At 67.6% G+C, this 23,836-nt stretch carries 18 protein-coding genes; 15 read left to right on the top strand and 3 right to left on the bottom strand.

The annotated features are described in order from the left end of the window. Positions 1-29: 29 nt before the first annotated feature. The 6 genes from ACLQ2T_RS27315 to ACLQ2T_RS27290 all read left to right on the top strand — a co-directional run bounded on the left by ACLQ2T_RS27315 (position 30) and on the right by ACLQ2T_RS27290 (position 7,891). On the top strand, positions 30-3,884 hold the full coding sequence (locus ACLQ2T_RS27315) for a type I polyketide synthase (RefSeq protein WP_425769223.1): 3,855 nt from the start codon (positions 30-32) through the stop codon (positions 3,882-3,884). Beyond that, positions 3,881-4,897 carry a methyltransferase gene (locus ACLQ2T_RS27310; protein WP_425769222.1) on the top strand — a complete coding sequence of 339 codons (1,017 nt, stop codon included), beginning with the start codon at positions 3,881-3,883 and terminating at the stop codon, positions 4,895-4,897. Before ACLQ2T_RS27315 ends, ACLQ2T_RS27310 begins: the two co-directional genes overlap by 4 nt. Further along, the gene (locus ACLQ2T_RS27305; protein ID WP_425769221.1) at positions 4,894-5,844 is read left to right on the top strand and encodes an amidohydrolase family protein; all 951 of its coding nucleotides are present in this window, start codon (positions 4,894-4,896) and stop codon (positions 5,842-5,844) included. Before ACLQ2T_RS27310 ends, ACLQ2T_RS27305 begins: the two co-directional genes overlap by 4 nt. A gap of 232 nt (positions 5,845-6,076) precedes the next feature. Continuing rightward, complete coding sequence (locus tag ACLQ2T_RS27300; protein ID WP_425769220.1) at positions 6,077-6,418, top strand: hypothetical protein; 342 nt, start codon at positions 6,077-6,079, stop codon at positions 6,416-6,418. A gap of 226 nt (positions 6,419-6,644) precedes the next feature. Then, complete coding sequence (locus ACLQ2T_RS27295; RefSeq protein ID WP_425769219.1) at positions 6,645-7,439, top strand: aminoglycoside N(3)-acetyltransferase; 795 nt, start codon at positions 6,645-6,647, stop codon at positions 7,437-7,439. Beyond that, positions 7,409-7,891, top strand: a complete 483-nt coding sequence (locus ACLQ2T_RS27290) for a tetratricopeptide repeat protein (protein WP_425769243.1) — start codon at positions 7,409-7,411, stop codon at positions 7,889-7,891. Before ACLQ2T_RS27295 ends, ACLQ2T_RS27290 begins: the two co-directional genes overlap by 31 nt. Before the next feature lie 202 nt (positions 7,892-8,093). Here the strand turns inward: ACLQ2T_RS27290 and ACLQ2T_RS27285 are convergent, their stop codons facing one another. Beyond that, complete coding sequence (locus ACLQ2T_RS27285) at positions 8,094-8,276, bottom strand: helix-turn-helix transcriptional regulator (protein WP_425769218.1); 183 nt, start codon at positions 8,274-8,276, stop codon at positions 8,094-8,096. Positions 8,277-8,623: 347 nt separating this feature from the next. On the opposite strand from ACLQ2T_RS27285, the gene ACLQ2T_RS27280 reads away from it, so the two are divergent. After that, the gene (locus ACLQ2T_RS27280) at positions 8,624-9,850 is read left to right on the top strand and encodes a helix-turn-helix domain-containing protein (RefSeq protein WP_425769217.1); all 1,227 of its coding nucleotides are present in this window, start codon (positions 8,624-8,626) and stop codon (positions 9,848-9,850) included. Between the two features lie 24 nt (positions 9,851-9,874). Here ACLQ2T_RS27280 and ACLQ2T_RS27275 read toward each other — a convergent pair whose 3' ends face one another. Then, positions 9,875-10,294, bottom strand: a complete 420-nt coding sequence (locus ACLQ2T_RS27275) for an SRPBCC family protein (protein WP_425769216.1) — start codon at positions 10,292-10,294, stop codon at positions 9,875-9,877. Positions 10,295-10,682: 388 nt separating this feature from the next. Here ACLQ2T_RS27275 and ACLQ2T_RS27270 point away from each other — a divergent pair, with 388 nt between their 5' ends. From ACLQ2T_RS27270 to ACLQ2T_RS27250, 5 genes are read left to right on the top strand one after another with little or no spacing between them, the layout of a single operon-like run. Next, a complete protein-coding gene (locus tag ACLQ2T_RS27270) occupies positions 10,683-11,150 on the top strand; it encodes a hypothetical protein (protein ID WP_425769242.1) in 468 nt (155 codons plus the stop codon). Further along, complete coding sequence (locus ACLQ2T_RS27265) at positions 11,150-12,547, top strand: hypothetical protein (protein WP_425769215.1); 1,398 nt, start codon at positions 11,150-11,152, stop codon at positions 12,545-12,547. Before ACLQ2T_RS27270 ends, ACLQ2T_RS27265 begins: the two co-directional genes overlap by 1 nt. Then, the gene (locus ACLQ2T_RS27260; protein ID WP_425769214.1) at positions 12,544-13,995 is read left to right on the top strand and encodes a VWA domain-containing protein; all 1,452 of its coding nucleotides are present in this window, start codon (positions 12,544-12,546) and stop codon (positions 13,993-13,995) included. The genes ACLQ2T_RS27265 and ACLQ2T_RS27260 overlap by 4 nt, the downstream gene beginning before the upstream one ends. Positions 13,996-14,009: 14 nt before the next feature. After that, positions 14,010-15,122, top strand: coding sequence for an ATP-binding protein (locus ACLQ2T_RS27255; RefSeq protein WP_425769213.1), 1,113 nt, complete (start codon positions 14,010-14,012; stop codon positions 15,120-15,122). After that, positions 15,119-17,950, top strand: coding sequence for a DUF5682 family protein (locus ACLQ2T_RS27250; RefSeq protein WP_425769212.1), 2,832 nt, complete (start codon positions 15,119-15,121; stop codon positions 17,948-17,950). Before ACLQ2T_RS27255 ends, ACLQ2T_RS27250 begins: the two co-directional genes overlap by 4 nt. A gap of 16 nt (positions 17,951-17,966) precedes the next feature. Here the strand turns inward: ACLQ2T_RS27250 and ACLQ2T_RS27245 are convergent, their stop codons facing one another. Next, the gene (locus ACLQ2T_RS27245; RefSeq protein WP_425769211.1) at positions 17,967-19,178 is read right to left on the bottom strand and encodes a PP2C family protein-serine/threonine phosphatase; all 1,212 of its coding nucleotides are present in this window, start codon (positions 19,176-19,178) and stop codon (positions 17,967-17,969) included. 1,062 nt (positions 19,179-20,240) lie between these two features. On the opposite strand from ACLQ2T_RS27245, the gene ACLQ2T_RS27240 reads away from it, so the two are divergent. Genes ACLQ2T_RS27240 through ACLQ2T_RS27230 form a run of 3 tightly spaced genes read left to right on the top strand, consistent with a single transcriptional unit; the run spans position 20,241 to position 23,755 of the window. Then, positions 20,241-21,464: a fatty acid desaturase family protein gene (locus tag ACLQ2T_RS27240; RefSeq protein ID WP_425769210.1), complete on the top strand. Its 1,224-nt coding sequence runs from the start codon at positions 20,241-20,243 to the stop codon at positions 21,462-21,464. Between the two features lie 20 nt (positions 21,465-21,484). Continuing rightward, positions 21,485-22,744 (top strand): hypothetical protein, encoded by a 1,260-nt coding sequence (locus tag ACLQ2T_RS27235; RefSeq protein WP_425769209.1) that lies wholly within the window; start codon positions 21,485-21,487, stop codon positions 22,742-22,744. 27 nt (positions 22,745-22,771) lie between these two features. Next, positions 22,772-23,755, top strand: coding sequence for a patatin-like phospholipase family protein (locus tag ACLQ2T_RS27230; RefSeq protein ID WP_425769208.1), 984 nt, complete (start codon positions 22,772-22,774; stop codon positions 23,753-23,755). Positions 23,756-23,836 lie beyond the last annotated feature (81 nt).

Here is a 23,836-nt window from a genome sequence, read left to right as displayed (position 1 = left end):
GACCTGGCCACGTTGAATAGGAGCTTGCCTTGAACACTCATGGCAGACGGGACTCAGCGGAACCGGAACCGGTAGCAATCGTTGGCATGGGCTGCCGGTTGCCCGGCGGCATCGAGTCACCACGCGAGTTGTGGGATCTGTTGCGAAGCAACGGCGATGCGGTGGGCGAGGTGCCGCCAGACCGCTGGAAGGCGTACGCGGCTCGCGGGGCGGACTACGCCCTGGCGGTCCGCCGGGCGATCCGCTCCGGTGGTTACCTCGACGACATCGCCGGATTCGACGCCGATTTCTTCGGCATCTCACCGCGCGAGGCGGAACTCATGGACCCCCAACAGCGCATCACCATGGAGGTCGCCTGGGAAGCCCTGGAACACGCGGGTATCGCACCCAGCAGCCTTGCCGGTAGTGATACCAGCGTGTTCATGGGCGTCTGCTGTGACGACTACGGTCGTCGACTGCTGGAGGACCTACCTCGGCTCGAGGCCTGGACCGGGATCGGCTCCTCCATGTGCGCTGTCGCCAACCGGGTCTCCCACGCGCTGGACCTGCGCGGGCCGAGCGTCACCGTCGACACCGCGTGCTCGGCATCACTCGTCGCGATTCACCAGGCGTGTCAGAGCCTGCGCGCCGGCGACACATCACTGGCGCTGGCCGGCGGAGTCATGCTCGTCGCCAGCCCCAGCTTCGCGCTCGTCCTGGAAGCCGCCGGTGCGCTGTCACCGGACGGAACCTCGAAGGCCTTCGACGCCGCAGCCAACGGCTACGTACGCAGTGAGGGCTGCGCGATCCTGGCCCTCAGGCGGCTCTCCGACGCGCAGCGGGACGGCGACACAATCATGGCTGTCATCCGAGGCAGCGCGGTGTGCCAGGACGGTCGTACCAACGGAATCATGGCACCCAGCATGGAGGCACAGGTGCACCTCATGCGCCAGGCCGCCCGCAACGCCGACGTAGCGCTACGGTCGATCGACTATATCGAGGCGCACGGCACCGGCACCGGTGTGGGAGATCCGATCGAGGCCAGCGCGCTCACCGCCACGGTCGGTCTCGACCGAGCCGCGGACCAGCCATGCCTCATCGGATCGGTCAAGAGCAACGTAGGCCACCTCGAAGCAGCTTCGGGCGTCGTCGGCGTCATCAAAGTGGTGCTGTCAATGCAGCACGAGTTGATCCCGGCGACCCTGTCACAGCAGGGTCCCAACCCGCAGATTCCTTGGGAGAGTTCCGGGCTGCGGGTTGTCGCGCAGAACACGCCCTGGCCGAGCGTCGGGCAGGTGCGGCGCGCCGGTGTGGGCAACTACGGCTACGGCGGGACACTCGCGCACGTCATCCTCGAAGAGGCGCCGCCCCGGACCGCGGGTCGCAATGGTGACAACAGGATGCGGTCGGCCGGTGCCATGCTGTTCCCGCTCTCCGCACGGACCGAAGCCGGTCTGAGAGCCAATGCCGGGCGGCTGGCCCGTTGGTTGACGGAGGACGAGAACACCGCGCTCAATGCGATCGGTCACACCCTGGCGTACGGGCGGTCGGCACTTCCCGTCCGGGCCGGTGTCGTCGCGGCTGACCGCGCTGAACTGGTCACCCGGCTCGAACAGTTGGCCGCCGGTCGCTCGACCGCCGACGTCGTCACAGGCCGAGTGCACCCGGGCGCCGCCACGCCGGCCGCCGTCTGGGTCTTCTCCGGCCACGGTGCGCAGTGGCAGGGAATGGGCCGCAACCTTCTGGAGACCGAGCCGGAGGTGGCCCGAACCTTGGACGAGCTCGACCCGATCTTCCGGGAGGAGCTCGGCATCGCGCCCCGCCAGGTGCTGCTCGACGGACATCTCGAAGAGGTCGGTGAGGTCCAGGCGATGACGTTTGCCATGCAGGTCGCGCTGGCCCGGGTCTGGCGCGGCTACGGATTGCAGCCGGCCGCGATCATCGGCCACTCGGTCGGAGAGGTCGCCGCAGCGGTGGCCGCCGGCCTGCTTGACCTGCCCGGTGCCGCGCGGCTGATCTGCCGCCGATCCCGCCTGCTGCGTCAGGTCGCCGGGAAGGGTGCGATGGTGATGGTCGATCTTCCCTTCGACGTGGCGCAGGCGTGGCTCACGGACACACCCGGCGCGACTGCCGCCATCGCGGCATCGCCGTCGTCGACGGTGATCAGCGGCGACGCCGCAACCGTGGAGCAGATCGCGACGCGGTGGGCGACGGAGGGGATCAAGGCGCGTCGAGTCAACTCCGACGTAGCCTTCCACAGTCCTCACATGGACCCGCTGGTGCCCGACCTGCTCGCCGCGTGCAAGGAAATCGTCTCCCATCAGGGAAAGACAACCGTATACACCACGGCGATGGACGATCCTCGCGCGGATCCGCCGCGTGACGCCGCATACTGGGCGGCGAACCTACGCAACCCGGTGCAGTTCTCGGCTGCCGTCGCCGCTGCCATCGAAGACGGTCACCGACTGTTCCTGGAAGTATCCACGCATCCCGTGGTGGCGCACTCCATCCTGCAGAACCTCGCCGCGCACGCCATCGAGGACGGCGCCGTGTTCGCCACTCTCGTACGTGACCGGCCTGAACATCGGACTCTGCTGACCAACCTCGGAAAGCTGCACTGCTTCGGGGTGCCGGTCGATTTCGCGGTGCTGCACCGTGGTGGCGACCGGGCAGACCTGCCCACGATGGCCTGGCAGCACCGACGGTACTGGGTTGAGCCCACCCCCACGGACTCCCGGGCCTTTCCTCAGCACGACGTGGAAAGCCACACCGTGCTGGGTCCGCGCACCGTCGTCCAGGGCGCCTCATCGGTTTCCCTGTGGCAGTCCAGCCTGGATGAGGCCAGCAGGCCCTACCCGGGCGGCCACAAAGTACTCGGGGCCGAGATCCTCCCCGCCGCGGTGGTACTCACCACGTTCCTCGCCGCGGCCGGATCGGGCCGACTTGCAGACGTGACACTGCGAGTGCCAGTGGCCGTGACCATGCCACGCGACGTGCAGGTCGTCCGTCAGGACAACGCGGTGCGGCTCAGCTCCCGACTGGTCGGCCAGCGTGCGTCGGAGGATGCCTGGGCGACACATGCGACAGCGACGGCGATGGAACCTCCGTCCGGCGCCTTCGGTCGGTTGTCACCTCTCGCCGATGCCGAGGTGCTCGACCCGGACTGTGTCATGGACCTGCTGCGAACGATCGGTGTGGTCGGAATCGGCTTCCCGTGGCTGGTCCGTGAGGTATGCCGAACCGATGACCGAATCGTTGCCCGGGTGTCTGCCGACCCGGATCGGTTGATGGCAACCAACACCTGGGCCTCCCTGTTCGATGCCGGGCTATCGGCCGCACCTGTGTTGTTCGCCGGCACTCCCCGGCTTCGCATGCCGGGCCGGATGAGAGACATCGTGGTCACGGGCGATCCGCCGCAGGAAGCGCTGATCAGCGTGTCGCTGCTCGACGCCGCATGGTCGGACGGCCTCCTCGGCGATGTCCTGGTCGAGGTGCAGATCGCCAACCTCGACGGTACGGTTCTCGCTCGCCTCGACGGCGTGCACTTCGGTGTAGTCCAGCAGGCGGCGCCCCAGCACGACGCTGAGGAAGATCTCGCCGCAGGACCCGAGCCGACGTGGCGGGACGTGCCGGAGGCGGATCTCGCGGGGCTCGTCGAAACGGCTGTCCGAGAGGTCGTCGCGACCGAACTGCGGCTGGATCCCAATGAAATCGACGGTCATCGACCTCTGTCTGAGATGGGTGCCGACTCGCTGCTCACCGAGGCCATTCGTCATGCGATTGGCCGGGCGCTCGGCATGTCGCTGCCCGAGGCGCTGCTGTGGGACCACCCCAGCGTCGCGGCGATGGCCGGCTACCTGACCGACCAGCTGACCAGCGAACGACTCACCGGAGGCACTCGATGATCGACGCACCCACCGATCCCCACCAGAAACTCATGGACATGTTGCAGGCGCCCGTTGTCACGCAGGCCGTGGCGGTCGCGGCGGAACTCGGGATCGCCGACCTCGTTACCACCGCGCCACGCGGTGTCGAAGAGCTCGCCGAACGGTGCGACGTCGACTCGGACGCCCTGTATCGAGTGTTGCGTACCCTGGCCGCAACCGGTGTGTTCGACGAGGTCACCCCGCGGGTCTTCGGCCCGACTCCCATGTCGGAAGCGCTGCGCGACGGGACCGAGGATTCGCTGCGCCACTGGGCCCGGCTCTGGGGCATCCCCGAACGGCACACGGCTATCGGTGCGCTGCTGTACAGCGTGCGCACCGGCCGCCCGTCGTTCCCGTACCTGCATGGCACAGACTGGTGGGCGTTCCTCGCCGCCAACCCCGGGCCCGCAAGCATATTTGCCGCTGCCATGGGTGACCTGTCGCGGCGGCTGCACGCGGCTACCGTCGATGCGTACGATCTGTCGGCGGCGAAGACCCTCGTGGACATCGGTGGTGGCCACGGTCACCTCGTGGCAACGCTGCTCCGCCGGTATCCGGACCTACGGGCGACCGTCCTCGACCGACCGGAGGTCGTGCGGCACGCCAGCGACGTGGTCAGCAGGGCCGGCGTTGCCGACCGTACGCAGCTCGTCGGAGGCGACTTCTTCACCTCGATTCCGGACCGCGCCGACGTCTACCTCATGTCGATGATCATGCATGACTGGAACGACGACGAGGCTAGCCGGATCCTGGCCACGGTACGTCGCGCCATGACCCGTGATTCCGAGCTGCTCATCGTCGACGCCGTCATTCCAGATGGGCAGGAACCACACGACGGGAAACCGCGTGATCTGATCATGTTGACCATGCTCACCGGTCGAGAACGCACCGAGGCCCAGTACGCTGCGCTGCTTGCCGGCGCCGGTATGCGTCTGCGGGAGATCCGCGCTGTCGCCTCGTCGACCGGCCTGCTGGTTGCGGTGCCGCAATGAGCAGCCTGATCGACGTTCACTCGCACTTCGTCACCCCGGAGTACATCGAGGCAGCGACCCGAGCGGGGCATTCTCGACCGGAGGGCATGCCTCAGTGGGCAGCTTGGAGTGTGGACGAACACCTCGCTCTGATGGACGACGCCGGCATTCAGTTGTCTGTATTGTCCATCTCATCGCCAGGAGTCCACTTCGGTGACGATGTGGCGGCGAGGAAACTTGCCCGTGAGGTCAACGACTACGCCGCCGGACTGGTACGCCGGCACCCGACGCGGTTCGCGCACTTCGGGGCGCTCCCGTTCCCGGATGTGCCGGGGTCGCTCGACGAGCTGACGTACGTGCTCGACAAGCTGGGCTCGTACGGTGTCGGGGTGCTGTCCAACGCGCACGGTGTGTATCTCGGGGATCAGCGGTACGAAGAGGTCTACGCCGAACTGGACCGGCGTGCCGCCACCGTGTTCGTACATCCGGTGTCCCCACCCAACTGGGAGGTTGTCTCGCTGGGTCGACCGCGGCCGATCCTGGAGTTCATCTTCGACTCGACCCGCACCGCGAGCGACCTCGTCCTGGGGGGCGTACTCGAACGCTTCCCCGGCATCAACTGGGTGTTCTCGCACAGTGGTGGCGCTCTGCCGGTCCTGGCCGAGCGCATCCACCTGTTCCGAGATCTGCTGCAGGGCCCGCCCGCCGGCCGGGACGTGATCGACCAGCTTGCCCACATCTGGTACGACATCGCCGGTACACCGTTTCCGAACGCCGCACCGGCTCTGATGCGTGCCTTCGGCGACACAAGGATCCTCTACGGCAGCGACTACTGCTGGACACCCCGGGCCGGCGCTCTCGCCCAAGCGGCATCAGTGCCTCCCGCGTGGCGCACGTTGACAACCCGCAATGCCGAGCGGCTGTTCCCCCAGCTCCGCGAGCTTGATCGGCTGGCGGACCCAGGTTGACACGACTGATTCTCCGAATGGCATCATCCGACTGACTCATCGCAAACTCCGGGCCAAATCGGCACAGTCAGTGACAAGCGAGCACCCTGTCGCTGACGAATCCGACATCGTTGCGTTCTTCCGTTCTCCCCGAAGTAGCCGCGATGTATCCGGTCATCACCGCCTGAGGCTCCCCGATGGCTCAGCCGGCGACGACCGAGTCCTGAGATCGGCGAACGATATTCTTGCCGAGGTGAGTGAAGTCCAGGTTGGAGTGCCCTCACGCGCCCGATCGTGGCTCGCGGCGGCAACGGTCACCGGCATCGCGGCGGCGGCGTGGGCAGGCTACTGGTGGCTGGCGGTGCCACGCCATGACATCTGCGCGGCAGTCCTACCCGCGTCGGCCGGCTGCCGGACCGCCGACCGGGTGCCCACGGCAACGCTCTGGACGGTGATCGTCGCGGCCCTCTGGTCGGCGACCGTCGTCCTGGCCTTCGCCCGCCCGCGCGGTAGCTGGTGGCCGTTCGTCGCCGGAACCACGGTGCTGATCATCGCGGCGTCGGTGGGCTATCGGAGCGTGCTGTACCAGTTCTGACGGGTCCTGCCGCACCACGAATCCCCCCGGAGCGGGCGGGCCGACCCTCCAGCAGGGTAGGCCCGCCCTACGGATTGCCAGTCGTACTCAACCCCTCGCCGAGTACGCCGACGGCCTGCGCCGGCCAGAGTCCGCAACCACCCGACGACCGAGTCCTGACGCCGGCGACAGGGATCCCGCGTCGGCTGTCAATCGGATAGATCACCTGATCAGGTAGGGTCTGCCGATGATCGGCACCGGCCTGCCCGCCACCCGCGCCGCACTCGCCGACGACCTGGCGTCGCTCGGGGTACGACGCGGTTCGGTGCTGCTCCTCCACTCCTCCCTGAAGTCGCTCGGCTGGGTCTGCGGTGGCCCGGTCGCGGTGATCCAGGCGCTGCTCGACGCGGTGGGCCCCGACGGCACCCTGGTGGTGCCGACCCACACCCCGGGCAACACCGACCCCGGCGGCTGGCGGAACCCGCCCGTACCGGAGTCGTGGTGGCCGGTGGTCCGGGAACACATGCCGCCCTACGACCCGGCGGTGACACCCAGCCAGTGGATGGGCATCATCGCGGAAACGGTCCGCACCTGGCCGGGCGCACGCCGCAGCGACCATCCGCAGGTGTCCTTCGCGGCCCTCGGCCCCGCCGCCGAAGCAGTGGTGACCGGGCACCAACTCGACGAGATGCTCGGCGATCACTCTCCCCTGGGCGCCGTCTACCGGCTCGGCGGAGACGTCCTGCTGCAGGGCGTCGGACACCGCAACAACACCTCGCTGCACCTGGCCGAATACCGGGTGCCGGACCCGCCGCGCCGGCAGGAAAGCTCCGCCGTACGCACCGACACCGGCCAGCGGTGGGCACACTGGGAGGACGTCGCCACCGACGAAGACGACTTCGACCAGCTGGGTGCCGCCTTCGAGGCCACCGGCCGGGCGCGCATCGGGCAGGTGGGCGCGGCCGAGTCCCGCCTGATGCGCCAACGCGAGCTCGTCGACTTCGCCGTGGACTGGCTCGCAACCCACCGGCCGCACCGCTGACCGAGCCCATTCGCTGCCCGCAGCTACCTCGCGCAGTTCGACCCCTACGTACGTCCCGGTTCGCGGATGTAAAGGCGATCGCGACCGTCACCCTGACCCTCGGCCCAGACGCCGACGCCTTCTACAACCTGGCTTGGGCCCAGTTTTCTACCGGGCAACCTCAACATGCCCTGGAGAACTACAACAAGGCCCTACGCCTGTACCACGAGGCCGACAACCGCGCCAACGAAGCCGCCGCCGTCAACAACATCGGCCGCGTGTACGACGGGCTCGGCGACCCACAACAAGCCCTCACCCACTACCACCAAGCCCTCCCCATCCGACGCGAAGTCGGCGACCGCGAAGGCGAAGCAGTCACCCGGTACAACATCGCGATGATCCATCGGGATGAGGGAATCTCGACGAGGCGATCGGCGAGCTTGAGATCGTTGTCGATCTCGACCGCCAAGTAGGCCGCCCGGACCTCGCATCCGACACGGCCATGCTCGAACAACTACGCCAAGAACAAGCTGCGCAGGGGAGCGATCCACCTTCTGGGAGCTGAACGGCAACGTGTCGGAACGCCAGCAGAGGTAAACCGCTCGGCGACCTGATCCAGGCCCGCATCCAGAGGTGAGAACGTCAACGCGGTCAGCACCTGGCAGGTGCTGACCGTCAGTCGTCGTCGGTGGGCCGCGGTTGTCGGTACTCGGCGATCCAGTCCTCGATGTCCTCGGCCAACCACACCTTCATCCCCCGCAGCTCTTGGTAGGGCTTCGGGAAGGTGGCGTACCGGGCGAGCTGCTGGAACCGCTGCCGCGAGACACCGAGGCGCTGCGCGATCTCGTAAGGCCCCATCAAGCGGCCTGGCCCACGGTCCACACCTCGAACGTAAGTAGATCCAGTCTATCCTTTTGGCAATTGCCTGTTGACTAGACCATTGGGTCGATGCGAATCTGAGCAAGTGAACCGAGACAACTCATACCGGGAATCCGTCGATGAGCTCTACTCACCTGACAGAACGGCCTCAGGACCAACTCGGCTGCGACCACAGGCTGCGTCGCCCGTACTCGCGATGTCCCTGAGCACGGGGCGCGCCTCTCGACACCGCTGGAAGGTGAGGGTGTCGAGGTGGTGATGATGGTTCTCAGCGGCGTGTTGCTGGGTTTCCTGGCCGGGTTGTTCGCGTTCAAGGTGAAGTCGCGGTGGTGTCCGCGTTGCGGGGAGTCCACTCACACGATGCCGCCCGCCGGGGGCAGCCGATGACCCACCGGCGGGACCACAACTCCGTACCCCTCGGGCGGCGGGTGGCCGAGTTGCGCGCCCATCGGGGCATGAGCCAGCAGGCGTTCGCCGATCGGCTCGGCAAGTCGAAAAGCTGGGTCGACAAGGTCGAACGCGGCGTACGTCGACTCGACCGGTACTCGGTGATCCGGGACATCGCCGAGGTGCTGCGTCTCGACCCGACCATGCTCCTGGGCCCCCGCCAACCACCGACGCCCGCACCCGCCGAGAACGGGATCGACGCGGTCCGGGCCGCCCTGGCCTGCTACCACCACCGACCCCGGCCCACGGTCACCGCACAGCAGGCCGGCGGCCAGGTCGCGTACGCCTGGATGGCCTACCAGCACGCCCGGTACCCGCAACTGCTCGGCGTCCTGCCCGACCTGCTCGATGCGGCCCACGGCACCCGGAGCCTGCTGGTTTCCGCGTACCGGCTGACCGCCAGCGTGCTGGTCAAGCTCGACCACGCCGAACTTGCCTGGCTCGCCGCCGACCGGGCCGTCTCCGCCTCCGCCGACGACCCCACCCGCACGGCCAGCGCGACCATCGCTGTCGCCCAGGCCCTGCGCGCCCTCGGCCACCACCGGATCGCCCTCACCGCTGCCCTGGCGGCGGCGGACCCCGCAGACGACGACACCGTACGCGGCAGCCTCTACGTCCAGGCCGGACTCGCCGCCGCCGACAACGGGGACCGCCGCAACGCCCACGACCTGCTCGATCATGCCGCCGCCCTGGCCGACCGGCAGGTCAGCGACACCGACCCCCACCACACCGGCTTCGGACCGGCTGCCGTCCAGACGGCTCGGTCCCTGGCCGCGCACCGCCTCGGCGACACCGCCGAGGCGATCCTGCGCCACGAACATGTCATCCGCAGCGGCGCCTGGTCGCGCCTGCCGCCCGAGCATCGCGCCGCCCACCTCATCGACGCTGCCCGTGCCTACCTCGACGCCAGCCGCCACAGCCGAGCCGGGCAGGCCCTACTGGCGGCTGACCGCATCGCGCCCGCCGAGGTCCGTAACCGTCCGGTTGCTCGTACCCTGCTCGCCGAGGTCATCCGGGGTGGACCGGCGGCGGCCGACGTGGCGCGACTGGCCACGGTCGTCGGCCTCACCGACCCTTCAGGACCGCCGACGGGTGGCATTTGGTGACCGAGTGGCAAGGGTGTCGCCCAGTCAGCTTTCGCTGGCTGCCTTGAGTCCGGCGGCCTCCAGCGCCAGGAACCGCCGGGTCCTGGCGCCGATCAGAAGGTCGAGCAGTCGCGCCACTGGCCCGGTCTGGTCCACGCCGACGGTAATCGAAGTGGTGCCGTCCGGGTTGGCGGCCAGCCGGTGGAACCCGGAGGTACGCACACCAGGCGAACGAGTCTCCCAAGTGAACGAGTCGCCAACCTGTAGCGCGCTGACCCGCCAGACCAGGGCCGGCATGCCGGGCTGCTTGACCCGAAATCGGTGCCCGAGCGCCAGTTCGTCGCCGTCGAGCGGCTGCACCTCCCGCATTGAACTGGTCCACTGCGGCCAAGTGGTCACCGCGGCCAGCACCGCCCAGGCTCGCGCCTGATCGGCCCGCACCGTGATCGTCTGCTCATACCGCATGCACGGATCGTACATATCTCACCGAAGCCGCCCACTCACACGACTTCGCACAAGCCTCCAAGTGCAACGCTATGCGGGAGTGACACCCCGTTGACCATGACGTTAGCGGCACTCCAGAGATCAACTACCGCCGCCAACCTCATGATCAACGGGCGGGGGTGGGGCGGGGGTGGGGCGGGGGTGGGGCGGGGGTGGGGCGGGGGTGGGGGGTGGTGTCCCGAGGGTCGGACGGGAGGGCTGAAGTGTCGTAGCCATCCGTCATGATCCTCCCGTCATGGCGGCGCCGACATCGGTCGGTGCGGCTTCACCACGCGCGGACGGTGTCCGCGACGGGGCGGGGAGGACACAGGTGACGGACGCTGACGGGGCGGCCTGGCGGCGCAGTAGCGTGCTGGCGGTGGTGCCGCCCGCCCGGCCACGCAAGTTGGCGAAGGTGCCCTTCGTCGAGTTGGCCGACGGGCGACTACAGGGTGTGGTCTCCAGCGGTTCGGACATCGAACGGGTCTACGTCTCGTCCGTGGCCGCCGGCAGCCACGCCTACCACTGCAGCACCAACAACAACCGGCCCTGCGGCGGGCTGCGCGGCGCGCCCTGCAAGCACCTGGAAGCCCTGGCCGAGGAGGCCGTCCTCCAGTACGGCGTGGACCGGGTCGCCCGCTACCTGCGGGTCGACGCCGGTGACGGGGTACGCAGCGGGTCCGACCTGCTGGCCCGGATGGACACCCGGCACGAGCCGACCCCGGCCGCGGTGGTGTTCAGCCGGTTCCTGCGTCACCTGGCGTACCTCGAACTGCCGGACAGCACCACCGCGCTGCCCGAGCTGCACTGGTTCCCGGCCACCGGGGCGGCACGCTGATGCTGAGCACTCAACTGGCGCAGCTACAGGAGAACGCTCCGGTGGGGCTGGCCGACGCCGACGCGGTGGTCGCCGGTTTCGACGACGCCCTGGTCGGTGGGTTCGCGCGGGTCGGTGAGGAGGCCGCCGCCGCGCTGGCCGCCCTGGCCGATGCCGTCGCCGGCACCCCGCTGCACGACCGGGTGGCCGAGGCGGTGGGCAAGGTGACCGCCGGGTCGTTCAGCCAGGAGGACCTGGCCGCCCTGGCCGGTGCCCGGTCGGCCCTGCTGGGCGCGGCCCACGACGCGCTGATCGGCCAGTTCGACGCGGCCGTCGGGCGCGAGCGGACGCCGTGGTCGGCGTCGGTGGGCGTACCGGCCGAGGTTTCTGCGCCTCGTGGCGCGGCGCGGGCCTGGTTGCATGAGACGGCCGTGGCGGGGTGGCGTGGGGTCGACCACGACCTGCTCTCGGCGGTCGGGACGCCGGTCGAGGCGGCCCTGGCCGAGCCGGGGCTGCGCCGGTTGGCGGTGCTGCTGGACGGTATCGCCGCCGAGCTGCGGGCCAGCCTTCCGGTGGCGATGATGGCGCAGGTGCCGGCGCGGCGCTGGGCGGATCTGTGGTCCCGGGCCGTGCTGCTGGCCCAGGACTGGTCGAGTCCGGCCGACGACGTCGAGACGATCTCCGGTCGTCTGCTGCCGCTCGGCGTGGACCTCCACGAGCACGGCACCGCCATCGGGGTGCAGGTGCACGGTGTCCTCGAACCGGCCGACGGCCGAGGCACCCGTCTGGTGCGTACGACGGTGGCGGCGGCGAAGGTCGAGACGATCACGGGGCCGGCGGTGTGGCGGCTGTTGCAGGCGTATCCGGTCCTGCTGGCCGCGCTGGCGCAACGGCGGGCGGTGACCGTCACCGACCTGCCCTTGCACGGCGGCGACCTGCGGTGGATCGACGGCCAGGCCCGGGTCGGTGAACCGGCCGATCCGTTCGCCACCGCCCGGTTGCTGCTCGCTCCGGCGGTCGCGGCGGCCACCGCGCCGCTGGACCGACACCCGACGGCGATCGCCGAACCGGTGCTGTTGGAGGGTTACACGGTGCGGCAGGACGACGACGGGCTGACCGTCGAATGGGACGGTCAGCAACTTCCGGTCGCCGTCGACCGGCTGCCGGCGGCCGGGCCGCTCACGCCCGCGCTGGTGGCCGCCTCCTCGTGCTGTCTGGGGCTGCTCCGCTTCGACGGGGGTCGCTGGCTGGTGCAGCCGCTGGCCGTGCAGGCCACCGTCAAGCGCAAGCCCGTCGAGGCGCACAACGGCGACTGGGCCGAAGGGATCACCGACCCGAAGGTGGCGAAGGCCGAGGCGAAGGCGGGCGACGCGGTGGCGGTGCTGCGCGAGCGGGCGGGACGGTTGCTGCGCCGATGACCGACTCCGACCTCTCCCCCGGCGACATCAGCCCGGGCGACCTGGCCGCCGCGAACCGCCGACAGGTGCTCTACTGGCGGCTGCTGGGCCGCATCTTCGACCCGGACGAGCAGCCCACACTGGAATCGGCGAGCATGGCCGTGGTCGAGGACCTGGGCCTGCCCGCCATGCTGCTGGACCCGACGGTGTCGGTGGACACCGTGGTCCAGCGTTTCCCGCAACTCGCCGACGAACTACGCGGCCTGCTCGCGGACCCCGAGAACACTCCCAACAACGAGGCCACTCCCACCGGCGAGGCCACTCCCACCGGCGAGGCCGATGCCGACGATGCGGCCGTACCCACCGAGGACGCCCTCGCCGGGGCGGATGCCGGGCCGCACCGGCCGGGCGAGGCCGAGGTACGCCGGGCGGCCCTGGTATCGAAGCTGCTGCTCAACGTCTTCGCCACCGGTGCGGGGTCGGTCAGTGCCGGGCAGTTGGCCCGGTGGCAGTCCGACGCGGGCTGGTTCGAGCAGGCCCTCGGTGGTGAAGCCGGCGAGCTGCGCCGGCAGGGCACCGGGCTGGGTCCCATCCTCGCCGGCATCGAGGGGGATCTGGTCAACCGGATGCACCTTCGGGAGGTGCTGGCGGATCCGGCGTTGGCCCGGCAGCTCACCCCGAGCATGTCGCTGATCGAGCAGTTGCTGCGGGACAAGGCCAACCTGTCCGGGGTGGCGCTGGCCAACGCCAAGTCCCTGATCCGGCGCTTCGTCGACGAGGTCGCCCAGGTGCTGCGTACCCAGGTGGAGCAGACCACGGTCGGGGCGATCGACCGGTCCGTGCCGCCGAAGCGGGTGTTCCGCAACCTGGACCTGGACCGCACCATCTGGAAGAACCTGCCCAACTGGAGTCCGGAGGACGAACGGCTCTACGTCGATCGGCTCTACTACCGGCAGACGGCCCGCAAGACCACCCCGTCGCGGCTGATCGTGGTGGTGGACCAGTCCGGGTCGATGGTCGACTCGATGGTCAACTGCACCATCCTGGCGTCGATCTTCGCCGGGCTGCCCAAGGTCGACGTGCACCTGATCGCCTACGACACCCGGGCGTTGGACCTGACCCCGTGGGTGCACGACCCCTTCGAAGTGCTGCTGCGGACCAACCTGGGTGGGGGCAACGACGGGCCGGTGGCGATGGCGATGGCCCGCCCGAAGATCGTCGAGCCGAAGAACACCGTGATGGTGTGGATCTCGGACTTCTACGAGTTCGACCGCTCCCAGCCGCTGTTCGACGGCATCGAGGCGGTGCACCGGTCGGGGGTCAAGTTCATCCCGGTCGGCTCGGTCAGCAGCTCCGGCCAGCAGAGCGTCAACCCCTGGTTCCGCCAACGCCTCAAGGACCTGGGCACCCCGGTCATCTCCGGCCACATCCGCAAACTCGTCTTCGAGCTCAAGAGCTTCCTCACCTAGGAGAGACACCCCTCATGTCCGAGATGTTGCGTGCCCCCGCCGAGGTCAAGTACGCCGACGAACTCGACTACCTGGAGTCGGTGGACACCGGCCCCAAGCCGTACTCGTGGCGGTTGAGCCCCCGCATGGTCCGGCTGTTCGTCCTGGGTTCGGAGCGCGCCGACGGCCTGGACCGGGATATCCCGCAGAAGTGGTTCGGTGACCGCAGCTTCGTCGAGCGCAGCATCGTCACCCTGGCCTCGGATCGGGGTCTGCTGCTCATCGGTGACCCGGGCACCGGCAAGAGCTGGCTCGCCGAGCTGCTGTCCGCGGCGATCTGCCGCAACTCGACCCTGGTCGTGCAGGGCACCGCCGGCACCACCGAGGACCACATCAAGTACTCGTGGAACGTCTCCATGGTCATCGCCAAGGGGCAGTCCCGCGAGTCGATGATCCCCTCGCCGATCATGACGGCGATGGAGCAGGGGGTGATCGGCCGCTTCGAGGAGTTGACCCGCTCCACCAGCGACGTGCAGGACGCCCTGATCTCCATCCTGTCGGAGAAGTACGTCTCCATCCCCGAACTCAACGACGACAACATCGTCTTCGCCAAGCCCGGGTTCTCCATCATCGCCACCGCTAACAGCCGGGACCGGGGGGTCAACGACCTGTCCTCGGCGTTGAAGCGGCGATTCAACTTCGTCCGGATCCCGGTGGTCACCAACAAGCGCAGCGAGGCGGAGATCGTCCGGTTCCGTACGGAGGAGTTGCTGCGCCGCCACCATGTCGAGCTGGAGGTGCCGCCGACCCTGCTGGACATCCTGTTGCAGAGCTTCGCCGACCTGCGGGCCGCTGCCGCCTCGGCCACCAGCGACGACGAGAAGCTGGAGTCGGCGCTGTCCACCGCCGAGCAGATCGGGGTGCTGGAGGACGCCATCCTGCACAGCCAGTTCTTCGGCGACCGCACCCTGCGGGCCGGGACGCTGGCCGGGTCGCTGGTGGGGTCGTTGGCCCGACGCAGCCCGGAGGACCTGGCGATCCTCAACAAGTACCTGCACGCCGTGGTGGAGCCACGGGCCAAGCAGGACGGCGGCGAGTGGAACGACTTCCTCGACGGCGGCCGCCAGACGATCGCCGCCCTGTCATGACCGCCCCCACCGCCGTCCCGGCCAACACCGCCGCCCCGGTCTCCGTCGGCGCGTTCGCGGCGCTGCGGGAGCAGCTCACCGAGGCCGCCGCCGCGTTCGCCGAGGGCCCCGACGCCCTCGCGGACATCCTCACCGGCCTGGTCGACGACGTCGACCGGGCGCTGGGTGAACGGCTGGAGATCTTCCCGGTGTGCCATCACTCGCCGGCCTCCGCCCTGGCCATGGTGCGCCGACTGCGGCAGAAACAGCCCCGGGTGATCTACCTGGAACTCTGCGAGGACCTCCAACCGGTCCTGACGGAACTGCGCAACTGCCGACTGCCGGTGGCCGTGCAGGCGTTCGCCTCGGAACTCGACGGCTTCCCCGCCGCCTGGGCGCCGCTGAGCGTGATCGCCCCGGTCACCGAGGCCTCCGCGGAATACCAGGCCATCGCGTACGCGCTGGAGACCCCAGGGGTGGAGCTGGTGCTGGTGGACCGCTCCACCGACCATGTCTTCCAGTGGTCGCCGCGCGACGAGTCCCCGGGGCCGGAGGAGTCCCCTGGCGACGGGGCCGATGAACAGGCCGCACTGCACGGCGACGCGGTCGGGGTGGAGATCGGCGACCTGCGGCCCCGGTTCGCCGAGTTGGAGGCGTACCTGCTACACCACGGCAAGGTGCGGCACTGGTCGGAATGGTGGGACAGCTACGTCGAACGACCCCTGGCCGCCGCCGACCATGACACCTACCGCCAGGTGATGGTGCTGATCGGCAGCCTGTTCCGGCGGCTGCGGCCGTCCGGGTCGGAGCGCACCGACCGCGACGAGGACCGCGAACGCTACATGTGGACCAGGATCCGGCAGCACCTGGCGGCCGCCGGCGCGGACCCGGCCGACTGTCTGTATGTCTGCGGGGCCTTCCACGCCGCCAGCCGGGTCGAACAGTTCGGCCTGGACTCACCCGCCCCCGACTTCGACATCACCGGCCGCACCGCCACCCGGTGGCAGTACGGGCTGATCCCGTCCAGCCACTCCGCGATCGAGGCCCAGTTCGGCCTGGCCCCCGGGTCGGTGTCGATCGCCGCCGCCACCTGGAACAAGGCGGTGAGCGCCTCAGGTGTGCAGCCGTACCGGCTGGGTGGTCAGCGGGGGGCGACGGGCCGCAAGGGGCGGGGCAAGCCGGTTCCGACGCCGGCTGCGGCGGTCACCGACCGGCTCTCCGGTTTCCTCGCCGCGCCGCCAGTCCTCGACGGGCTCGATGAGGCGGAGCTGCGCAGTTGGTGTGTGGACATCGTCCGGTTGGCCCGCCGCAACGGGTACCTGGCCAGCACCGCCGACGCGATCGCGGTGTTCGAGACCTCGATCCTGTTGGCCGGGCTGCGCAACCGGGCCCGACCCACCCCGTACGACTTCGCCGACGCGGCGGTGACCTGCATCGAGAAGGATGTCGTACCCGGTCGGCGGGACGTGCGGCGGCTCTGCGAGATCCTGCTGGGTGGGGATCGGATCGGCCAGGTCGGCTACGACGCCCTGCCGCCGCTGGCCCGTGAGGTGCTGCACCGGCTTGCGCCCCTCGGTCTGGATCTGGAGAAACGCACCGTGCAGCGGGCCCTGCTGGATCTCCAGGGCAACCCGGAGTTGGCCGGCTGTTCGGATCTGCTCTGGATGCTGCGGCACCTGCTGCCGCCGGGGGCGGTCCGCCCGATCATGGGTGAGCGTCGGCTGGGCCACCGGTCGATCCAGGAGAGCTGGGATCTGGCGCTGGGCCGCCACCAGCGGGCGCTTATCGAACTCGGCTACGAGGGGGTGACCGTCGAGCAGGTGCTGGAGCAGCGCCTGCGTCGGGCGGCGCACGGGCCCGAGGCGACGGCCGTCAGCGCTCTGACGGCGGTCGAGGACGCCATCACCCTGCTGAACAGTCCCCGACTGGTCGAGGAGTTGGGCGCGCGGGCGGTCGAGTTGCTCGCCGGCGAACGCACCGTCGACGAGGCCCCGGAGGTGTTGCGGCGCATCCGCCGGTTGCTGGCCCACCACCAGGCCACCGCGGCGAAGCTGCCGGCCTGGTGCGAGGCGTTCGTGACCACGGGGTACGCCCACTACTGCACCCTGCTGCCGACGGCCTTCGTCGACGGCGAGACCGGGGTACGGCAGGTCGGGGCGATGCTCGGTTTCCTGTTCAGCCTGGAGAGCCTGGCGCTGTCGCTGGGCTGCGACCGGTCCCAGCTCGAACTCGCGTTGGCCCAGTCCCATCCGCAGGCGCCGGCCAAGGTCGCCCTGGGCTGGGCGGCCCACCACCAGCTGGGGCTGCTGCCGTTGGCGCAGTTGCGGGAACGGTGCCGGGAGCTGCTGGCCAACCCGCTGGTGGTGCCGGCCTTCCCGCAGTACCTGTCCGGTTTCGTGCACGCGCTGGAGCCGGTGCCGGGGCTCGCGCCGTTCGTGGTGGAGACGATGTCCACCGCCTTCGCCCGGCTACCCGACCCGGTGCTGCTGCCCTGGCTGCCCAACCTGATCACCGCGCTGCGTGAGCACGGGCCGGAACTGGTGCCGTTGCTGGTGCGGGAGGCCGGGCGTACCTTCCCAGGTACCCTGGCCGCATTGGACTCCTGGGTGCCGCCCTGGTCGGACACCGCCCCGACGGCCGCCCGGGTCATCCCGCGCCGGCCGGTGGGGCAGGTGCACGGCCTGTTGGTCGACCACCGGGAGCCGGTGGAGGCCCTGGCCGCCCTGCTCGGCGTCCAGGGCGGCTGGCGAAGTCCCGACGAGGAGGTGTCGGACTGCCGGGCCGCCGCCCTGGTGCAGGGCCATCCGGGCACCGCCGAGGCCGTCGGGAGGCTGCTGGGTCTGCCCTGATCAGCCCCTCTGCGGTTCAGTCGTGGCGACGGATGGCCAGCAGGGCCACGTCGTCGGTCGGGGGCTCGTCGATGGTGGCGGCCATGATGTGGTCGCACAACGCCTCGGCGGGCCCCGACCGGATGGCGTCGGCCAGCCGTTCGATGCCGGTGTCGATCAGCTCGCCGCGGCGTTCGACCAGCCCGTCGGTGTAGAAGACGAGGGTCGCGCCCGGTGGCAGGTCCACCACTGTGGTGTGCCGCCTGGCGAGCGGCGCCCCCACCCCGAAGGGTCGGTCCACGACGAGGTCCACCAGGCTTGTGGGTTCGCCGGGAACGGCCAGCAGTGGCGGTAGGTGGCCCGCGCAGGACAGGTGCACCGAGGCGCGGTCGGGGGCGATGAGGGCGTAGAGGGCGGTGGTCAGGGTGCCGGCCTCGAAATGGTGGATCTTGCGGTCCAGGGCGGTCAGCACCTCGGCCGGGTCGTCCCGGTCCAGGGCGTAGGAGCGCAGGGCACTGCGGATGCGTCCCATGACGACGGCGGAGGGCAGTCCGTGACCGGAGACGTCGCCGATGACCGCGCCCAGCCAGCCCGAGGGCAGGGCGAACACGTCGTACCAGTCGCCACCGATGCCGAGGTCGTGACCGGGCACGTACCGGGCGGCCAGGTCCAGGCCGGCGATCTCCGGCAGCCGGCCGGGCAGCAGGCTGCGTTGCAGGGCCAGGGCCGCCTGCCGGTCGAGGATCTGGGCCCGGACCTGACCGGCGGAGCTGGCCCGATCGGCGACCAGTTGCAGCAGCTGGACGTCCTCGGGGCCGAACCGCCGCAGGGTCAGGGAACCGACGTGCAGCACCCCGACGAGGGTGCCGTTGGCCAGCATCGGCACCCCCAGCAGGGCCCGGATCCCCGCGTCGAGCAGGATGGGATTGACCACGTCGGCGGGGGTGACGTCATAGATCGTCACCGGTGCTGAGGTGGCTGCCACCCGGCCGGCGAAGCCGTGCCCGACCCGGATGCGGAATCCGCGCCGTACCTCCTCTTCCAGGCCCTTGGCGGCCGTGGCGACGAGTTCGCCGGTATGGCCGTCCAACAGCAGGATTGTCGCAGTATCGACCTTGAGCAGGTCCCGGACCCGATCAAGCAGCTCATCGAAGAGATCGGCGATGTTCAGCCCCGACAGAGCCCTGTCGGTGATCGCCTCGAAGCGGCGCAGGCGCTCCTCGTTCGTCACCAGTTCGGCATCGGCCACGCGGGCAGCCTAGCTGTCATCGGGTCGTCGATGCTCATCAGGAGGATGAGTCGCACTGGCCATAGCCATGCAGTTCCCAACGCCTACGGGGTTGGGGCACCGCGCCGACGTGCATGTGCGATCGATCGCGCGAGTAGGCACGGACACGCCGGCGCCGGTTGCGAACCGGCTACGGCTGTCGTCACACGCGCTCGCGATGGCCACCTGGGTCTCGGGTGGCCAGTCGGGACGTCACGCATGGCGGGAACGACCTGAACGATCGCGGTGGCGTGTCTCCATTGCAGAGATGAGCCGGGGCGAGCAGGGCAGGCATCAAGGCGCCGCCACTGTCCGCGACGGCGGGTACGCCCGGCGTGGACGAGGTCGGCCAGGTGGTTTAGGGTCCGGCTGGACAGGGCGACCCGCAGACGGGCAAGACAGCGCACCGAGACCCCGCCGGGGGACCGAATCTTGGTCGACTGCTGTCTTCCCGGAAGGCTTCTCCGCCGTCGACGGGCCCTTGCCCGCGCCCTATCGCGACCAGGTCAATCGATGGGTAGCGTCAATGTCTGGCGAAACGCCGTTCGGCGTTCCAGCCGGGCGGCGGGGTAGTTGAAGCGTGCGGGCGGCAGCAACTTTCGTGTACAGCGGTTCGGTGATCAAGACCGGCATGTGCATTCACCGGCTTGATCGAGGATGGCCGCACGGCCCCTCAGTGGCGAGGTCCGACCCCACCAGGCCAGTAGCGAGGACAAGCAGTGCGTCGAGAGATCGCCAACAGCCACCCAGAGAAGCAGTCGAGACGAGCTTTTCCGAGAACACGGCCGAATCCGCAGCGATCGACGACACTGGGGTGTTCACCATCCGCGTAGCCGGATCCCGGCGCTCCGAACGCTAGTGGTCTGGACACTAGATAATCCTGTTCGGAGTCGGCAAGCAGGACACCGTCGCGTAATGCTAAGAGCCAGAACTCCGGTGAGTGTCGCCGACCCGACAGAACTAGCCCCATTTTCGAGTAAGATGGGCCTCCGGTTCTTGTAGCATGGTGCGTTGACGAGCACCCACTAGATCTGGATCTCATTTGTGAAGATCGACGGTGGAGAAACCAATTTGCGAGGCGTCCGCTCGTCTCGCTCGTCTGGCCGCATCGCGACAACAAGAGGCATCCTCCTCCGGCGAGCGAGGACTACATCAACAGGGAGAACGCCTGCAGGGCATTCCACGACGGCAGAGCGTGCTGGCATCCGGAAACTTCAGCCGGCGACTCCATCTGATCTTCTCGAGGTCCGGTTACGAAAGTTCCGCGCCAATGAACTGGCGCATCGTCAACGCCCTACACATCGGCAGATTGCGTACGACGCACTCTCACGGGTAGTACCGCAGGCCATTGGATACACAGGGACGATATTCTTGCCGTATCCATACAATCTCCTCGCGGTAGCCATCTTCGCTTTGGCGACAGTTTCCTTGCTGGGCTCATGGTTCCACGACGCCGTTCATGGCAACACCTGCGCGCCGCGCTGGGTGGCAGTCATCCTTCAACGCCTCGGATCCAGCCCAGTCGGGTTCAGTCCGCATTGGTGGATCTACAAACACGTACGTCTCCACCACCGGTATCCGGGAGATCCAGAACTCGATCCCGATATCCAGTTCGGCAGCCTGGGCCGTGTGACAAACAGCCAGAAATGGCGTCCGCTCCACTCCACCCAACACATTCATATGTGGTTGCTGCTACCCATGTCGACGTTGAACATGCTCAAGCCTGCGGAGCCATGGCTCAAACGGCGTTATAGAAATCGGCACGGCCTGAGGGCAACAACGCCTAGCTGGCTGTTCTTGTTGGATAAATACGTTCCGGCAGCGATCGTCTGGGCGCCCGTCTTCATCGCACGTTCGTTTGGCTCGACGATAGTCATGTTTCTCTCGTTTCACCTACTGGCCGGGACGCTAGTCTCATTCATTACGCAGGTGCAGCACAATACCACCCTCAGCAACACTGAGGGGCGCGAGTGTTCGGATCGCTGGCCCCTGTGCAACCAACTCATCCAGACGAGCGATGTCGGCCACCACGCCGGCCTGTGGTGGCGGCTATGCGGTGGAGTTAATTTTCACGTAGTTCACCACATCGCGCCGAGCTTGAGCTTCCTGGAACTACCGGCCGCCACCTCGAGATTACGAGCCGACCTCGCCGATATCGGAGTCGAGCTTCCAACTCATACTGGCATGCGCGCCGCAATAAGCTCGCATGCTTCACTAATCTATTCTCTCTCACGCCCGAATCCTGCGTCAACGAATAGCTCACGCTAGGTCTGCTAGAAAGAAGGAACGTGACACAGAACATTGGACGTCGAGGGGCAGGTAAGGTCGTGTCTCCACGGCACCCTGTTGACGACGAGAGCCCTACTACCCAGTATGATCATGAGCCCAAGCCAATCCCGGATCTGGAGCCATTCGTGGTTGACCCACTTATCTTGGGGCGACTGCACGGTGGAAAGGTCAGCCAGGGGTGGGCTTCGGTCATAGTCGGAGGGATAACGGGGCTCGCGGTGATATGGGCGGCTGCGGGCTCTGGCCTCTTTCTGCCTGGAAGCGACGCCGACCCATTCTGGAAAGACGCCTGGCACTTCGTGATCCGAACACGATCCGACAGCACTTATCTCGATATGCCGTACTTGCGCGACTATCCATCGATAGTTCTGACGTTCACGATTGTCACATCAGTTCTACTCGTGTACGGCCTCTATCTGGGTGCAGCCCGTCTACACTCCGACATGGAGGCAACCGGTTGCATTAAGTACGATGAGGCCGGACGGCGGGCGCTTACGGAAGCCGTGGATGCCGTCAACCAGCGTCTGCATCGTTGGGGCAAGCTGTCCCCGATCGTTTTCGTCGTAGCACTGGGATTTACCACACTGACGAACCTTGGGATGCAGTCGGAGCTGTTCTCCTTCCTTGCGCCGGAACTTTACAGCAACTGGTGGGCAAGTCTGAGCCCCCTGCGTCCCGGCGGAGTCCTCTGGGTCCTCTTTGGTGCGATTGGCATCTACATGGTTTACATCGAGGCCATTGTAGGACTAACGTATGTCGCGTTCCTCAAACGACTTAAGAACGACTATCAATTCCGCGCCAACATGGTGAATCCGGATGGATTCTTTGGGTGGCGACGCCTCCGCCAGTTGATTACTAATATGCAAGCGGGTGCCCTTTGCACCATGCTCAGCGCATGGGCAGTGTCGTTCTTTCTTGAACCCGCCATGGGTACAATAGCAGCCGCAGCAGTCCTGGCAATATTCATTGGAATCGTACTGTACGTATTCTCAGCAGTGAACGGAAACTTCCGACGCCAGGTACGACAAGACAAGGAGGCGCAGACCGAGGAGGTAGCAAAAGAGATTGCGAAATTCAAGGGGAGAGAGGACACAGAAGGCTTGTTGGCGCTTCTAGCGGCGTACAAGAGACTGGACTATATATCCAAGATTCCTGCCACACCCATAAGGCAACGGTGGTTGGTGGCAGGCGCTTTGTCAATAGCAGGGCCACTCTCAGCAATTCTGGTTCAAGTCGTCAGGTACTTCACGGCACCATGACGGCGTCAGCCGATTTAAGGAGTTCAAGTGATCTCAGTCGCGATCCAAGGCGGAGCGATGCGCTCGATATATTGCCTGGGCGCAATTCGCGCCCTAGTCGATAGAGGCCTCGCGCCTGATGTGAAATCAATACACGCGACAAGTGCTGGTTGTGTCGCCGGAGCGGTTCTCGCCAAGAAGATTGCCGAACCAAGCGGGCCGACTGTGGCCGAGATGGGCGACAAACTACTCGGGAAGCTTTCTGGCGACCGATTCATAAACCTCTGGAGGCCGCGCCGGATGGTCGATGTGGCATACCTCGTTGACACGATCAAAGCCGTGACAGGACTGTCGACCACAACCCTGAGAGCGCATCGGCTGATCTTCGAGGTGGCGCTGACAGACGCTCGCAGCGGGACAGCGTCCTACGTCGACCTCGCATCGGTGCCGGCCGACCGCGACCTCTATCAAGGCATGCTCGGCACCATGGCCGTCCCGCTGCTCTACCCGCCCAAGGTAGTTATCGGTGGACGCCACTACATGGATGGCGGAATAACCGATCCTCTGCCAGTACTTCGTGCACTTCGACAGAGTCCGCGACTGTTGATTGCGATCTCGAGTGTCGCCAAGTCCAATCTCGGCCGCGAGCTGGAAGGAAATGAGTCGAGGATCGTGCGCTTCCTTCCCATACTCCCCTCGGTGATCCGACACCTCCTGCTTTCACGCAACCCACTCGGAGTCGCTGTGGAAGACTTGATAGAAGCCGATCTTGTTGGAGGAATACAAGTCGTGAGGATCGCGCCAAGAGATCAGCGAGAATTGGGGCACCGTCTTGAGACAGATCGATCAAGGTTGGCAGCTCTCGAGAAGATGGGCTACGCCGACGCGTCGCGAGCGCTCACCGCGATAGCACCCCAGGCGGAAGTTGCTGGCGAGACGAAACCCACTGATAGGGGCATCCCAAGCAGCACAGAAGAGCGATTAGGGCCGATCTCGAATGGCCTGGGATCCAATCGCGTTCGGCTGAGGTAGGCCGTAGTGAACTGACGTGGACCTCGATTTGGCCGCTGGCAAGGCCAATTGCGCGGCCAACTCTGAGGTGTCCTGGGCACC

The sequence above is a fragment of the Micromonospora sp. DT229 genome (assembly GCF_049844505.1).
In the GTDB taxonomy this organism is placed as follows: Bacteria; Actinomycetota; Actinomycetes; order Mycobacteriales; family Micromonosporaceae; genus Micromonospora.
The sequence above is the reverse complement of the archived record's forward strand: the minus strand, read 5'-3'. Positions and strand labels throughout refer to the sequence as shown.